General features: G+C 35.5%; 15 protein-coding genes. 2 read left to right on the plus strand and 13 right to left on the minus strand.

The window, feature by feature from the left end; translation table 11 throughout:
- Window positions 1-7 precede the first annotated feature (7 nt).
- From IR022_RS16545 to IR022_RS16555, 3 genes are all read right to left on the minus strand, one after another.
- Window positions 8-1,195 carry a restriction endonuclease subunit S gene (locus IR022_RS16545; protein ID WP_194204556.1) on the minus strand — a complete coding sequence of 396 codons (1,188 nt, stop codon included), beginning with the start codon at window positions 1,193-1,195 and terminating at the stop codon, window positions 8-10.
- Window positions 1,195-2,769, minus strand: coding sequence for a type I restriction-modification system subunit M (locus IR022_RS16550; RefSeq protein ID WP_194204557.1), 1,575 nt, complete (start codon window positions 2,767-2,769; stop codon window positions 1,195-1,197). Before IR022_RS16550 ends, IR022_RS16545 begins: the two co-directional genes overlap by 1 nt.
- 131 nt (window positions 2,770-2,900) lie before the next feature.
- Window positions 2,901-3,077, minus strand: a complete 177-nt coding sequence (locus IR022_RS16555; RefSeq protein ID WP_194204558.1) for a hypothetical protein — start codon at window positions 3,075-3,077, stop codon at window positions 2,901-2,903.
- 298 nt (window positions 3,078-3,375) lie between these two features.
- On the opposite strand from IR022_RS16555, the gene IR022_RS16560 reads away from it, so the two are divergent.
- Together IR022_RS16560 and IR022_RS16565 are read left to right on the plus strand one after the other, a co-directional pair.
- Window positions 3,376-4,602 (plus strand): site-specific integrase, encoded by a 1,227-nt coding sequence (locus tag IR022_RS16560; protein WP_194204559.1) that lies wholly within the window; start codon window positions 3,376-3,378, stop codon window positions 4,600-4,602.
- A 23-nt stretch (window positions 4,603-4,625) separates the two neighbouring features.
- A complete protein-coding gene (locus tag IR022_RS16565; protein ID WP_194204560.1) occupies window positions 4,626-5,978 on the plus strand; it encodes a site-specific integrase in 1,353 nt (450 codons plus the stop codon).
- A 22-nt stretch (window positions 5,979-6,000) separates the two neighbouring features.
- Here the strand turns inward: IR022_RS16565 and IR022_RS16570 are convergent, their stop codons facing one another.
- From IR022_RS16570 to IR022_RS16615, 10 genes are all read right to left on the minus strand, one after another.
- Entirely contained in the window at window positions 6,001-6,663 is a 663-nt protein-coding gene (locus IR022_RS16570) for a hypothetical protein (protein ID WP_194204561.1), read from the minus strand.
- Window positions 6,664-6,676: 13 nt separating this feature from the next.
- Window positions 6,677-7,603 (minus strand): hypothetical protein, encoded by a 927-nt coding sequence (locus tag IR022_RS16575; RefSeq protein ID WP_194204562.1) that lies wholly within the window; start codon window positions 7,601-7,603, stop codon window positions 6,677-6,679.
- Window positions 7,604-7,877: 274 nt separating this feature from the next.
- Window positions 7,878-9,287: a hypothetical protein gene (locus tag IR022_RS16580; RefSeq protein WP_194204563.1), complete on the minus strand. Its 1,410-nt coding sequence runs from the start codon at window positions 9,285-9,287 to the stop codon at window positions 7,878-7,880.
- A 113-nt stretch (window positions 9,288-9,400) separates the two neighbouring features.
- Complete coding sequence (locus tag IR022_RS16585) at window positions 9,401-10,210, minus strand: DUF5712 family protein (protein ID WP_194204564.1); 810 nt, start codon at window positions 10,208-10,210, stop codon at window positions 9,401-9,403.
- Window positions 10,211-10,217: 7 nt separating this feature from the next.
- Complete coding sequence (locus IR022_RS16590; protein WP_194204565.1) at window positions 10,218-10,808, minus strand: BfmA/BtgA family mobilization protein; 591 nt, start codon at window positions 10,806-10,808, stop codon at window positions 10,218-10,220.
- A gap of 280 nt (window positions 10,809-11,088) precedes the next feature.
- Entirely contained in the window at window positions 11,089-11,436 is a 348-nt protein-coding gene (locus tag IR022_RS16595; protein WP_194204566.1) for a helix-turn-helix domain-containing protein, read from the minus strand.
- A 152-nt stretch (window positions 11,437-11,588) separates the two neighbouring features.
- The gene (locus IR022_RS16600) at window positions 11,589-11,852 is read right to left on the minus strand and encodes an RteC domain-containing protein (RefSeq protein ID WP_242053293.1); all 264 of its coding nucleotides are present in this window, start codon (window positions 11,850-11,852) and stop codon (window positions 11,589-11,591) included.
- Between the two features lie 109 nt (window positions 11,853-11,961).
- On the minus strand, window positions 11,962-12,231 hold the full coding sequence (locus IR022_RS16605) for a hypothetical protein (protein ID WP_194204567.1): 270 nt from the start codon (window positions 12,229-12,231) through the stop codon (window positions 11,962-11,964).
- A gap of 60 nt (window positions 12,232-12,291) precedes the next feature.
- Window positions 12,292-13,068 carry a CPBP family intramembrane glutamic endopeptidase gene (locus tag IR022_RS16610; protein WP_194204568.1) on the minus strand — a complete coding sequence of 259 codons (777 nt, stop codon included), beginning with the start codon at window positions 13,066-13,068 and terminating at the stop codon, window positions 12,292-12,294.
- A 27-nt stretch (window positions 13,069-13,095) separates the two neighbouring features.
- Window positions 13,096-14,016 carry a DUF6268 family outer membrane beta-barrel protein gene (locus IR022_RS16615; RefSeq protein ID WP_194204569.1) on the minus strand — a complete coding sequence of 307 codons (921 nt, stop codon included), beginning with the start codon at window positions 14,014-14,016 and terminating at the stop codon, window positions 13,096-13,098.
- Window positions 14,017-14,138: the final 122 nt, after the last annotated feature.

Below are 14,138 nucleotides of genomic sequence, written 5' to 3' on the forward strand. Positions count from 1 at the left end.
ATCATTTTTATATTCTAACTTGTGCTTCACCACTCATCAACTTAGGTAATAGTGTATCACGAAGTGAAGTGAGAGTTTGGATTTGTTTGTTGTTAGTTATAAGTTTTTCAAACAATGGAGAGAAAAATAAATCCATTGTATTCATCTCTTCATTTGTGGGTATAGTCACCATAGCATTATCCAAATCCTTTCTTTTAATATGTCCCATTGTAGTAGCATGACTTGCTGCTATTGCTATAAATTCATCTAAATGATATTTACTCCATAAATAATAGAACCACTTGGGATAATCAGCAGAAGTTACTTTGAATAGATGTTGATTTAATACACATTTAGAACCATTCCATATTTTCACCATTAAAGATGCAGACCATGCAAAGATAACATCTCCTCTTTCTACTATATATTCAGATGGTATATCTTGCGTAGCCCAATCTGAATTTTCTGTAAAGCCACTATTCAACTCTTTAATTTTCAATACAGGTAATCTTTCTTGCAAGTTCTTAGGTGGATATTTTTGACATGCTAAACCATTTAAAAATGTAGCTATTGAACTTAAAGGTTTTTCTTCCCAATCCTCTTTTACTTCCTCTATAAACCATTGACGAAACAACGTCTTAGCCTTTTTTTTGAGTATATTGTTTTGTCGGTTCAGCAGGTCTATTTTATTATCTAAACTACTTAATACATCGGCTATTGCTTTTTGTTCGGGGAGTGAAGGAAGAAGGATTGGTATATTTTCTATATCACTTTTGGATATATTTGCTTGATTTGCACTACCTGACGATTGATTTGCAAGATAGTCTTGTGTATCCTTATCCCTTAAGAAATAATATAGAAACTCTTTATTTAAAGAGTCTTCTGTATCTATTTTAGCAACTCGTTGATTTATTACAGATTTCTTCTTTAATTTATATTTAGAAGCACTACCAACAACTTGGCTCATCGCATCTGGATGATTTCCTGTCAGTGCCATCAATATATCACCTTGAGTAACTAGATATCTAGCAAGTGATTCATTATATAGATGATATTGTACATTATTGATATTAACATCCCCATTGGCTACATTTTTAATCTTTATAACAGGAAGTGCATCTACTATTTCTGATTCTAAGAAATTATCAGATTTGAAAGCATAACCATTTGTTACTTTTATATAATTTTCTAGTGTTGTTTCTTTCCATTCCTCCATTATTGTACCTCCTTGCTTTCAGGTATAACAATTTTCGCCAAGTTTTCGACGATCAGCTTGTTTAAGCGTTCTTCTTCTTGCAGTTGTTCTGCAAATTCTGTTTTTAGTGTTGCGAATCGTTCGGCAAAGTCGAAGTCGTCGTCTTCGTCGGACAATCCCACATATCGTCCGGGAGTGAGTACATAGTCCAATTCTGCCACACGGGAGATAGGTACCGAAGCACAAAATCCGGCTACATCTTCGTATTTCCCATCGGGGTTTCGCCAGTTGTGGTAGGTATCTGCTATTTGCTTTATATCGTTATCCGTAGGGTCTACCGATCCATCGGAAAGCTCACGGGTACGTCTATTTATAAGATGTCCCAAATTGCGAGCATCGATAAAGAGTATTTCTTTGCTCCTATTTCTGAATTTTCCGTTAGTCCTATTACGACTCAAGAACCACAAGGCAGCAGGTATCTGTGTATTCAAAAACAGTTTGGCAGGCAGATTGACAATACAATCTATCAGTCCTACTTCTATTAATGCCTTGCGTATTTCTCCCTCGCCCGATGTTTTGGAGGTCAGAGCCCCTTTTGCCAGTACCACACCAGCTTGTCCGCTGGGCGATAGGTGATAGATGAAGTGTTGCAACCACGCGAAGTTGGCATTTCCCGTAGGAGGAACACCGTGTTGCCAACGCCCATCGGTGCGGAGTGTGTCGCCTCCCCAATCGCTAACATTGAATGGCGGATTGGCTATCACATAGTCAGCTTTCAGGTCTTTGTGTGCATCGTTGAGGAAAGAACCTTCGTTGTTCCACTTCACTTGCGAGCTGTCGATGCCACGTATGGCAAGGTTCATTTTGCAGAGTCGCCAAGTGGTCTGGTTGCTTTCTTGTCCATATATAGATATATCGTTAACTTTTCCTTGGTGTTGCTCCACAAACTTTTCGGATTGTACAAACATTCCTCCCGACCCGCAGCAGGGGTCGAAGATGCGTCCCTTATATGGTTCTAACATTTCAACTAATAGCTCAACTACGCTTCGTGGTGTGTAGAACTGTCCTCCTTTTTTACCTTCTGCCAGTGCAAATTCGCCTAAGAAATATTCGAATACATGCCCCAAGACATCTGCACTTCGAGCTTTGGCATCACCTAGGGCGATGTTCCCGACCAAATCGATCAACTCACCCAAAGAGGTAGGGTCTAAATTGGGACGAGCATATACTTTAGGCAAAACACCTCTGAGCGAAGAGTTCTGCGACTCTATGGCATCCATAGCCTGATCTATAGTTTTACCAATGGTTGGCTGTTTGGCTTGAGATATAAGATATGTCCATCGCGCCAAAGGTGGTACGAAAAACACATTTTCAGCTTTGTATTCATCGATATCTTCGGGGTCTGCTCCGTTTTCCTCGTCCTCCTTTAGTTTGTTGTATAGTTCTTCGAAAGCATCTGAAATATATTTCAAGAAGATTAGTCCTAAGGCAACATGTTTGTATTCAGCTGCATCTATATTTTTACGAAGTTTGTCCGCAGCTTTCCACAATTGCTTTTCGAGAGGTTCTTCTTTTACTATTTTCTGTTTAGCCATTCTTTTAGTTATTTTACATTTATTTAAACCTCGAAGATACAGATTTTTTGAGTTATAGGCTTTCTATTTTATTTGTTTTATTATCGAAATATGATACTCTGTTTGTCTCTCATGTTGAAATAAAGTCTATTTTATTCCGCCACCCATTTATCCTTCATTTCCTGCACAATATCCTCATCATGCAAATGCGTATAAATATCTTTAATATCATTCCCTTCGGCATGCCCCATAATACGTTCTGCAATACCATTCCTAATACCTTTTTTGCAGCTAAAGTTCGGAATGTGTGAACCTAAAAAGCAAAGCATAGCAAATAGAGGTAATTGGCAATAAACCAAAACATTGAGTCTCAAGCTGTCTTTTACTGACTTCAAGCTAAAATACAGAAATGAGCAGATATAAGAAACAGTTCAGTTACTTATCCATTACCTGTTTTTGATTAAGCAAAAGTCTGTAAAACACGGCAGTTGAATCAATTTAGGGTTTGTCGTTCAGGATTTGATTTTAGCTGACCTTATTAGGCTTCTTTGTTCCTTGTCTGTCTTATGTTTGGCTACACTCAAATAACTCTGTTAGAAGTAATTTTATCACTTAAAGTAACAGAGTATGAATACAGAATTGAAACTTCTCTTCTACATCAAAAAGAGCGAAGTAAAACAGAACGGAACTTCTCCCATCATGGGACGTATTTCCATCGGCAGAACGATGGCACAGTTCAGCACGAAATTAACCGTATCGGTATCCCTTTGGGATACCAGAGCAAACCGAGTATCGGGTAAAAGCAAACAAGCTGTTGACATTAACAGAGCGTTGGATAAAATCAGCCTGTCAATTAACAAACAGTATTCTCGGCTTGTTGGATTGAAAGGTAACATTGTCTCTGCAACCGAAGTCAAGAACACTTTTCAAGGAATAGCGTCTACACAAGAAACCCTTGTTCGTTATTTCAATCGGCACAATCAAGAATTTAGTAAACGTGTTGGAGTGAATCGGGAATTATCTACTGCCGAACAATACGAAATCTCTCTAAAACATCTTACCAATTTTCTCGACAAAAAATATAAGATATCAGATATCCCTTTCTCTAAACTGGACTTTTCTTTCATCGAAGCCTTTGACTTCTACTTGCGTGTAGAACTACAACGTATGCCCAATACGATTCTCGGGATTATGCGACATACTCGCAAAATGATAAAATTGGCTATCAATGAAGGCATTATCAGCCGTGACCCATTTGAAGGATATACACCCGAAAGACCTACTCCGAAACAGAAGTACCTGACAAGAGAAGAATTAGGCAAAATTATGACCACTCAACTAGACCATCCGTCCCGATACATAACCAGAGATATGTTTTTGTTTTCGGTTTTTACAGGTTTGGCATATCGAGATATCTGTAATCTCACTCCCCAACATATTGTAAAAGCGAGTGACGGTGTCTTATGGATTAGAACAAGTTGTCAAAAGACCGGTACACCTTGCGATATCCCGCTGTTAGATTTACCCAAACAAATTATAGAGAAATATAAGGGACTTGGCAAAGGGGGAAAATTGTTGCCGATGTTGAGTTGTGGCAGACTCAACAAAAATCTGAAAGTAATCGCCAAACTGTGTAATATTGAGCGACATCTGGTCTACCATTGCGGAAGACATACCTACGCCACGGAAATCTGTCTCTCACAAGGAGTTCCGATTGAAAGTGTCAGCCGAATGCTCGGTCATCGGGATTTACGTTCTACTCGGATATATGCCAAAATAACCAATCACAAGATTGCCGAAGATATGGAAGCATTGGAAGAACGTATCAAAGACAAATTTCAAATTGTAGAATAAATTTATCTTAAAATATTTATGTCATGAAACAAATAGCAAAACGAAGTACATTCGCTGTACTTTTCTATATCAATAAATCCAAAGTGAAGAAAAATGGTATGTGTCCAATAATGGGACGTATTACGATAGACTCCGAAATTACTCAATTTAGTGCCAAATCAGAGGTAAATCCTGCTCTCTGGGATGCCAAATCGGGCAGAGCAACAGGAAAGACTAAAGATGTCACAGCGATTAATCGAAAGTTAGAAAAATTGGAGACACAGATTAGAGAACATTACAATCGCATGGTATTGGAAGATGCTTTCATTACAGCCGAAAGTGTGAAAAATGCCTTGAATGGTGTCGGGGCAAAAGCAACCAATCTACTACAGTTGTTTAGAGAGCATAACGAAGAATTTAAACTTCGGGTAGGTGTAAACCGTGTATACGACACTTATTATCTATACCTACTGACTTATAAACATTTGGAAAATTTCATTCAGCAACATTACCAAATGGATGATATAGCTCTGTGCCAATTGAACCAACGCTTTATCGATGATTTTGATTTTTACCTGCGTGTGGATAAACGAATGACAGCATACACTGTACTAAACCATATTATCCCTCTTCGAAAAATGATAAAGAGGGCAATTAGCCAAAACACACTCAAACGTGACCCTTTTATCAATTATGTACCAGAAATGCCAATAAAGAAAAGACGGCATTTAACAGCGGAGGAATTTCAAAAGATGCTGAATACTTCCATTGAAAACAAATCATTAAGTCGCACTCGTGATATGTTTCTCTTTGCTTGTTTCAGCGGATTGTCGTATGCGGATATGAATAATCTGTCAGAGAAGCATTTGATAAGAGAAACAGATGATTCTTTGTGGATTAAGATAGAACGGCAGAAAACTAAGACCGAATGTAATATCAGACTGTTGAGTGCTGCTGTCCAAATTATTGAAAAATACAAATCCGAACGAAAAACGGATAAAATATTCAATATGATAACTCTATCAAATATTGAACGGAACTTGAAAAAGATTGCAACTGTCTGTGGCATAGAGTCTAATCTGTGCTATCACATGGGGAAACATACCTATGCGACCCAAGTCTGTCTCTCACAGGGAGTTCCGATTGAAACACTCTCTAAAATGATGGGGCATCGGTCAATTACGACTACTCAAATTTATGCTAAAATCACAAATCAAAAGGTCAATGAGGACATGAAAATCCTGTCTAATCGGATTGAGAATAAATACGAAATGCCAAAAGATGATATACCCGAATTTACGCATAATCAGTATTATTTTGACAAAGAAGCTGGAAGGGTTGTCTATATCGAAAGGGGCGAAGGAAAAGATTATGAAAGACGAAAGAAGCAATTATAATCAAATAGCTCTTTTATCTACACTACAAATTTCCTTTTTGGTTGTTATTATTTCCAATATTAATAATGTTGTTGTTCCCGCTATTATTAATTATATTTTGAATTATACTGTTCGCTTCATCTCGCTTTTTTATCAATTCATTCAACTCTATTTCATATCCAAATTCATTTTCTAAACTTAGTATTAAATCTAGAGCAGTGTTTCGGATATTAGTAGTTATTTGTTTTATCTGATCTATTGTAACGCTTTTGTATACAGAATAGGCAGAAAAGTAAGGATTCCCTTTTTGTCTGTATAGATCATTTATTAGTTCAAGAACCTCTGTGGGAACAGCTATTTGTAAATTCTCATTTTTCAAAACAAATGATTCTAAAGCTCCAATACCATTGAAAAAGTCAACATGCTCTAATATGTCTTTAATCTTTGCATCTAGACCGAGTAAGGCGAAAGGATGATTCTTGCATTCTGTATTTCCATTCAAATAGTTACCCATCAGCAAACTTGTACAAATTCTATATTCAGGTATAGAATCTCCCTTATTATAGCCTGATAACTCTTTATTGACCCATTCTAACAATTGAGTATTTTGTAGCCTTGATGCCAGAACTTTAATTTGTAAAAAAGAAGATGTCAAAGGCTTACTATCATCAGATAATAGATTAATGATATTTGTTAATATATTCATCCTTTATTCATAGTTATAGTCCATAATATTTCATTAGTGAATCAGCAAGTAAAGTACCTGCTGCACCAATTCCTATTTGCCAAGTTCCATCTACAGCTTTTCCAACCATTTTTTTTATCCAATCATTAACTTTCGTGCCAAATTGATTATTAGAGGACACAGTCGGCTCTTCAACTAAAATACATTCTAGCTCTTCGATATCTTCATCTTGAATTCCATTATTCCGAAGGGTTTCTTTGAGATGTTCAATGTTAGACTTGGTAATTGTTACGGTATTTTCTATCTTATTCTTATTTCCTGTATTTATAAGATTACCATCTCCTGTATTTGTTATAATCGTTTGATTCATAATATTATTTATAGTTTTATTAGCAATGTCTTTTTTATTTATCAACTCATTCATTTCAATTTCATAACCTAAAGTTTCTTCCAATTTTAATACTAAATTTAAAGCATAAAAACGTACCCCTGCCAATAATTCTTTAACGGAAGTAATACTCGTTTCTGCCCATACAGAGTATGTTGAAAAATAATGGTTTCCTTGACCTATATAGTAATTATCAATATATTGTCCTATAGATGGTGGAACTGAGTAACGTATAGACTTTTCGTTAGAGACACTTTCTAATGATGCAATATCTTGAAAAAACTTAATCTCCTTCACAATATCTCTAATACTTTTAGGAAATACAGATAGAGGAACATTTTGATTGGTCATCTTCCAATTACCATTCATATAGTTACATTTTATAACGCAAGAGTGTTTACGGTATTCTGGAAGTTTGTCTCCATCAGCATAACCATTAATTTCTTTGTCAATCCATTTTGACAATTCACTATTATTCAGTCTAGATGATAATACTTTCAATTTTAAGAGAGCTGAGGATAAGGAGTTTTGTCCATCAGAAAGCAAATCTACTATTTCAGTTAATATGTTCATGTTATGAATGATTATTGATTTTGACAATTGCTAATCAATTTATTACAAATATAGTATTTTTGGCAACGACTTCATATATATATATATTATAATACTAAGTGGCTTTCTCGGCAGAAGTTATTATCGGACAAGCGGTTATTCTGCGGGCTACCGCCCCTCAAAACGGCAGGGTAGCTATAAGCGGAAATAACCGAACTTGGACGGTAAATAACTTTTGAAGCAGTCGTACTAATATCCCTGCTTGGGGGCTTTAGATACAAGGGTTGCTTCTTTTCTAATCTTCAGGAAGTTTTGAAATAAGGATAATTTGGTTTCCAAATTCTTTATCTAATCGTCCCAAAGACATATTTCTATTGTTTACTATAGAAAGTACATTCTCACCTTCGTTTAAAACAGTTAACGTTTGTTCTATTCTCACATCAAAGATCCCATAATCACTGAAATACAACTCATGGAGTGCTTGATTATGAAAGTCTTTAATAAATAAATCTGTTAATTTTTGGACAAACATTTGAGTATGCCCCTTATCTACATTCTCAGCGATAGTCGTTCCATTTGGTGACCGATAACGAGTTAAATCTTCATCAGGATGTATAGCATAGGCAAGAGCAGAGGGTGAATGTTTTATTAAAAAAAGACATTCTCTTCTTTGTTTTTCAGACACTTTTATCTTACACTGAATATCCAAAACTTTAGTAAATAATTCTTCATTAATTTTTTCTGAAAACCACTTTCTCCCGAGCAATCTTACAGGTAATATCTCTGAGTATATATATTTGAAGAACTCAATTAAGCTATCTATATCAAACTCCTTCAAATAATATTTCTCTTCTGATTCAATCGCAAAACTATTATTCCTAAGTGCATTTCCTATTTCATCTTTGGCTGCTTTCTCATTTGACTTTTGTGTAGTTATATCTTCATATTGTGCAAAAACTTCATCTATACTTAGTGGTATTGACGCATCCATAAGAATACTTAATGCCACTTTCTCAATATTGATACGCCTGTTACGTGCCTCATTCTCCTGTTCAATATCAATATAACCTGTATATTCTGTGTTTTTATTCAATAATTCTACAATGATCTCTAATTCTTTGCTATTTAGCTGGGTAGCATTTTTCTTCAATACGGTAAACCCTCCTTCAATGAAACCTACAATCCAGTATATAGCTTGATCATAATACGCCAAGCTTATGATAGAGATACTCTTGTCCGTAAATCTTTTTACATATGATTCTATAGACTGTGCAGAAGTTAGGTTGTATTCCTTTGTTAGAAATTCTATTATATCGTCACCGACCATCAGATTAACTAATCCTCTATCTTTTATTTCATTATAAGAACCTATAACATTGCCATTTGCCCCAGATAATGCTATCATTAACCCTGTAGTGTGATCATTTTTTAATTTTTCAACATAAACCTTTCCTATAAATTTCATCCAATCAGTAATATTTATAGGGTTACTATGTGCTTTACATTCACATATAACTTGATATTCAATATAATTTGTAGCAAGTGGCATTTTATATGAGGCAACAGCATCAAATTCACTTCCTCCTGAAACAATTACATTTCCAGCAATATTGCTGTACCCTTGTTTTTCAAGCATTTCCTTTGTAAGAATTTCTAATTGTGTCCCTTTATCGTCATTGGTGTTACCAAGGATATATAATTTCATAGCTATTACTCTTTTATAGAATCTAAAAGTAACCATATTTTTCATCCTTTTTAGAGAATCTAAGACTATTCTTCTCGTTACATTTAAATTCTGATCAAATTTGATATTCCTCTTCAAAGCCCTCGTTTTGGATTCTGTTTTTTCTCTTTTTTCTGTTTCTTCCGCTTTAAGTTTTCATCCTTGCCTACCTGCACATCTGCATTCAAGCCAATCTCCATATTCTCTTTTTCACGGGTAAGCATTTTTTCCTGTAAGGCTATCTGCTCATCTATACTGCCGTTCTTCATGGTATTGCAGTATTCAAAAGTTTCTGTAAGCTGTCTATCATAGTTGAATAAGCTATCAAAGCCTTGTTCTGCTTGTCGAAATAGGTTTGTCCTGTCAAAACCTCCCTTAACCGTTCCTTTCTTGGTATTCTTATGATTAGTGAGCGGAGAAAGTTTTATTTTATTGGATTGGTCTTTTCGGCTCACAATCAAATGGCAGTGCATATTATTCTCGCTATTTTCTGACCTGTCTCTATCAAAATGTATCTTCCCGTAAAACTTTATATCTTCTGCCGATAAGCCTTTATTGAAGTTCTTGGCATATTCGGGTATAACCACTTCTCGGATATAATGCTTCATAGCTTCGGCTTGCTCCTGTTCGGTATTACCCATCGCTTTGAGTTCCTTTTCCGATGGGCTAACATGGATAGCGTAAAACTTAGCATCCGTTTTAAGAAGCTGGGCTTTGTTATTGTCAATATCCTTAACTACTTGCGATTTATAAAGGTTATCTTCCGTGAGATTGAAAAAGCCCTCTGTATAGATTCCTTGCTCCATACGTTCCATATCCTCGTGTTCGAGGTACGATGCCAATCTTCGGCTACTGCCTGCATTATTGTATGTGCCTTTGGATGGTGGCGGAAAATCTATATTCATGGCTTCGTTATTGGGTTTCGTTAATCAGGTCTATAATCTCGCTTCTTAGGTTCTCTTTCCGCTTGCTGTCCATTACTCCGCAGGCTGCCAAATCTGCATACAAAGCGATTAGCTTCAATATTTTCTTATTATCCCTTTGCCCTGCTTGTGATAGGGAATTGATAATTTTGGAATGGTTTGTTACAACATCCGCAATTTTGCCAAACTGTTCATCTAACTTTCTCAATACGTTTACAAGCGTATCTTTTGAATTGGCTATTTCAGAATCCAGTCTTTCGGATATAGTTTTGGCAACAGCATCAAATTTGACAGCGATTGAATTACTTGTGCGTATCATCGGATTGAGCTGTTCCTCTTCGTAGTGACGAATGAAACGGATTATATCATCCTGCCGTTTATTGATTTTGGAAAGTTCCGATTTGACAGATTCGGGAGCATCGGCAGGATTGATGTGTGCCTTGTCAATATACCGAAATACCAATTTTACAACTTCACTCTTTTTCAGCGAATAGCGTTTACATATTTTATCTATTAAACGTCCTGTTTCCTTGTCTATGGAAACGGTGGTATATATGATTTTTCTATCTTGATTTTGCATAATAATTACTTTTTAATGGGAAACCATACTGTTAAATTATTGATTGTCAAAGATTAACTAAACACGCTTATTAGAAGTGTAATTACAGTGCTTATTCTTAAAGCACTAAAGCCGAAGGCTTTGCCCCGAAGGGCAAGAGGAGAATAGGACGATAGTCCAGTTCCCTCTTGCTTAATTCAGCAAAAACAAAAAGAGCGGTAAGCGATGTTGTTTTAAGCTGAATGCGGAGCAGTAATGCAAGGTGCTTGACCAAGCATAGCCTTCATTACTTTGCATCAAACTACACAGATGCATCATTTGGGGTTTTATCCTTCGGATGCTTCTCTTCGAAGCTTTTGTAAGTACCCAAATCCATATGCTCATGAACAAATGAGCGAACATCATTTATTCGATAATAGGTTTTATGACCTATCATAAAATAAGGAAGTTTCTTTGCTGATCTGTATCTTTGGAGAGTCCGATAAGATACTTTGAGTAGAAACGCTAAATCTTGATTATCCATAATCTTCTCGTCCTCTTCCAATATATCTTTGGTTTGGGTAAAAGATTTGAGGTCTTTGCCTATCTCATTGAGCTTGGAGGATAATTTCTCCATCCAAGACACAAAATCGTTATTGTCTAAATACATAATACGTTGTTTTTGAAATTAATATTCTGATTAATTCCAATCGATTGGTAAAGCAAAGCTCGGACAATAGATGACACAAAAATAGAGGAGTAGTTAACTACTCCCCCAAAAGTTTCTCACAACATATTAATATTTAATATATTGCAAAACGATTATTTTTCATTTTGTCTATTTATGCCCTCTTTATCTTTACGGATGATGAGATTTTTCAAGAAATCGAGGGCTTTCGTCCGATTGAACGGCTTACGGTCAAATACCTTTTCCTGTTGGTCATAGATACTCCCGAAACTACAATTAAATATCTTTTGAAAGACATCTGCAATTTGGTTCAAGTGTGCGGGTTTTCCGTTCCGTTGAAATACTTTCTTTGATAGAAACAGGGCGACTATAATTTCCGCTAAAGCAACAATCCCCAAGTCTTTCGACTTAGGGATTATGTATAGCTCGGATTCAAATGTAGGTTGGTCGAATTGGTGGAACTGTTCGGGATGCCGAATTTTGAGATTAAGCAGCTCCCGTTCAGAATTAGCAAGGGCTAAAGCTTTTTGGATATAGGCTAATTTTAGCGCATTTTTCCCCCTGCTCGTACCGATAAAGCGATTTTAGGAATGCCAACTCAATACGAGTAGTATCCAGCACCCGAAAGACTCTTGAATAATCTTGTTCGGATTGGCTGACTGCTCTTATTTGCTTCATAAAATCCCCATAGGCGTCTTCCATTTGGTTGTTAGATACAGGTGAAGTTTCAGTTAATAAACTGAATAACTCCGTTTTTAGAATCTCATTCATAAGCATAAATAATTAATTATTAATAAATTAAAATTAATTTTTGTTATGCCTTCGATTAAGAGAATCTTAATCAGATGTTTTTGTATCACTGCTTTTCGATAACATATTTTTAACAATGAAAATAGATGGTATAGCAAAGAATATTAATAAAATTAGAAACATAGCTTGGAACTTTTCCTGTGATAATCCTCTGTCTGAAAGGACTATTACTTCAAAAAACAATGTTGAACAAATATTTATTGTGGAATGTAAAATGATACAACTTATAATATTCCCGTTTGTCTTCTCATACAACCATGATGTAATGAAAGAAAACATAAGGACAAGTCCGAGATAAGTTATGAATACTAAAAAAACTAATTGGATATTCAGATGCCACACTCCCCACAATAAACCAATAATTACACTGCTCACAAATAAAGAATGTGTTTTATGGAGCTGTGGTAATAGAAAACCCCTCCAACCAATTTCCTCCCCAATGCTTCCTAAAATCACAAATAACAGCATCAAGCAATAATCTTGCAAAGTATGATTGATTCCAAAAGGTACAATCTGTTTATATTCTATGTATGAGAACATAATATAAGAGAGCCAGCAAACGCTTATTGGCAATACAAGAGCTACAATGTTCCATTTAACAAACTCTTTCCTGAAATATAGCCTCTTGAATAGTTCTAAAAGCCCAGTTTTTCCTTTAACCACTATTACAATGATAATTGCATACAAAGCTGGTGACCATTGAGGTATATCGCTAAAAGAAAAACATAACACCATAAAAATGGATGTGATTAAATTCGCAATGGAAAATAGGAGAACAGGATATTTCTTTATTAGGTACTTCATTATTATGTATCTTTTTACTTTAGAATTTTAAAAACCTATTTTCAACCCGATGGATGCATAAGGTGCAGCCTGAAAATAATAATCATCGTTGCTGAACATTCCTTTTAAGCTTCTGTCACTAAAAAAGCCTGACCTGATTAGATGCATTCCTGCGGTTATAGGTATTGAAACTTTATTTCCTAATTTAATATTCGGTCGCAATCCTGCTATAAAATATTGGTGTCCGAATACCATCTCTTTATCATCTTTTTTTACATAAGCAGATTGTCCCGACATTTCGACAATGAGAGATAAATCAATGTATTTGTTAATGTTATATCCTGCTGAAACTTCTAAGCCGTTCACTACCGAGACTTTGAAGTCGAATTTACCTTCGAGATTCCAATTAAAATAAATTGCAGGAAAAACCATAGGGTAGCCAAACGAGTTATTTACTGCAATACCTCCTCCAAGTTCAAGGTTTGGCTTTATTTGCCTGACAAATATAACAGCACCATTTCCCATCAACTCTTTGCTTCTCATTTTTGAGAACTTAGTAGTCGGTGTAAATAGTCCAATACCAACGCTTGCTATCAAATTCCATTTTTCTCCTATTGGGCGAATATGAGAAATACCGAATGTCCCATTCAATATTTCATCTATAACCATTCCTTCAAATTCGCCTGTGAAATTCTTATTATCAAGTTTTGCATATGAGCCACTAATACCAACACCCCATATTGAAGGTCTATTATATTTCGTATTTTTAATTGACACCGGTAGGTTTATATCCCCCTGATAAACGATTGCACTTCCTTTGCAATCTCCAATCCTCTCTCTCGAATCTCCTCCTGTTTCATGCCAATAACTTGATGAACCGAAATATTCAGTTTTAAGGGAAATTTGTGCATTCAATTTCGTTCCTATTACCAATAGGAGCATAACTAATAAAAATGGTGTAACTTTCATTTTGGTTTTAATTAAAAAGATAAATACTCTAATTTTTGAGTAAATATCCTTTAATTAGAACTCTCAGAAAGAATGTCTTTGATTAGTGGGTAACTGTTTTGATAAATGGGCATTTGCTTTTG

It is taken from the genome of Dysgonomonas sp. GY617, assembly GCF_015233815.1.
Taxonomy (GTDB): Bacteria; Bacteroidota; Bacteroidia; order Bacteroidales; family Dysgonomonadaceae; genus Dysgonomonas_A.

What these genes read in the sequence shown, in the direction of transcription:
- IR022_RS16545 (WP_194204556.1), bottom strand. Translation starts at nt 1,195, where the DNA reads ATGGAGGAATGGAAAGAAACAACACTAGAAAATTATATAAAAGTAACA.
- IR022_RS16550 (WP_194204557.1), bottom strand. Translation starts at nt 2,769, where the DNA reads ATGGCTAAACAGAAAATAGTAAAAGAAGAACCTCTCGAAAAGCAATTG.
- IR022_RS16555 (WP_194204558.1), bottom strand. Translation starts at nt 3,077, where the DNA reads ATGCTTTGCTTTTTAGGTTCACACATTCCGAACTTTAGCTGCAAAAAA.
- IR022_RS16560 (WP_194204559.1), top strand. Translation starts at nt 3,376, where the DNA reads ATGAATACAGAATTGAAACTTCTCTTCTACATCAAAAAGAGCGAAGTA.
- IR022_RS16565 (WP_194204560.1), top strand. Translation starts at nt 4,626, where the DNA reads ATGAAACAAATAGCAAAACGAAGTACATTCGCTGTACTTTTCTATATC.
- IR022_RS16570 (WP_194204561.1), bottom strand. Translation starts at nt 6,663, where the DNA reads ATGAATATATTAACAAATATCATTAATCTATTATCTGATGATAGTAAG.
- IR022_RS16575 (WP_194204562.1), bottom strand. Translation starts at nt 7,603, where the DNA reads ATGAACATATTAACTGAAATAGTAGATTTGCTTTCTGATGGACAAAAC.
- IR022_RS16580 (WP_194204563.1), bottom strand. Translation starts at nt 9,287, where the DNA reads ATGAAATTATATATCCTTGGTAACACCAATGACGATAAAGGGACACAA.
- IR022_RS16585 (WP_194204564.1), bottom strand. Translation starts at nt 10,210, where the DNA reads ATGAATATAGATTTTCCGCCACCATCCAAAGGCACATACAATAATGCA.
- IR022_RS16590 (WP_194204565.1), bottom strand. Translation starts at nt 10,808, where the DNA reads ATGCAAAATCAAGATAGAAAAATCATATATACCACCGTTTCCATAGAC.
- IR022_RS16595 (WP_194204566.1), bottom strand. Translation starts at nt 11,436, where the DNA reads ATGTATTTAGACAATAACGATTTTGTGTCTTGGATGGAGAAATTATCC.
- IR022_RS16605 (WP_194204567.1), bottom strand. Translation starts at nt 12,231, where the DNA reads ATGCTTATGAATGAGATTCTAAAAACGGAGTTATTCAGTTTATTAACT.
- IR022_RS16610 (WP_194204568.1), bottom strand. Translation starts at nt 13,068, where the DNA reads ATGAAGTACCTAATAAAGAAATATCCTGTTCTCCTATTTTCCATTGCG.
- IR022_RS16615 (WP_194204569.1), bottom strand. Translation starts at nt 14,016, where the DNA reads ATGAAAGTTACACCATTTTTATTAGTTATGCTCCTATTGGTAATAGGA.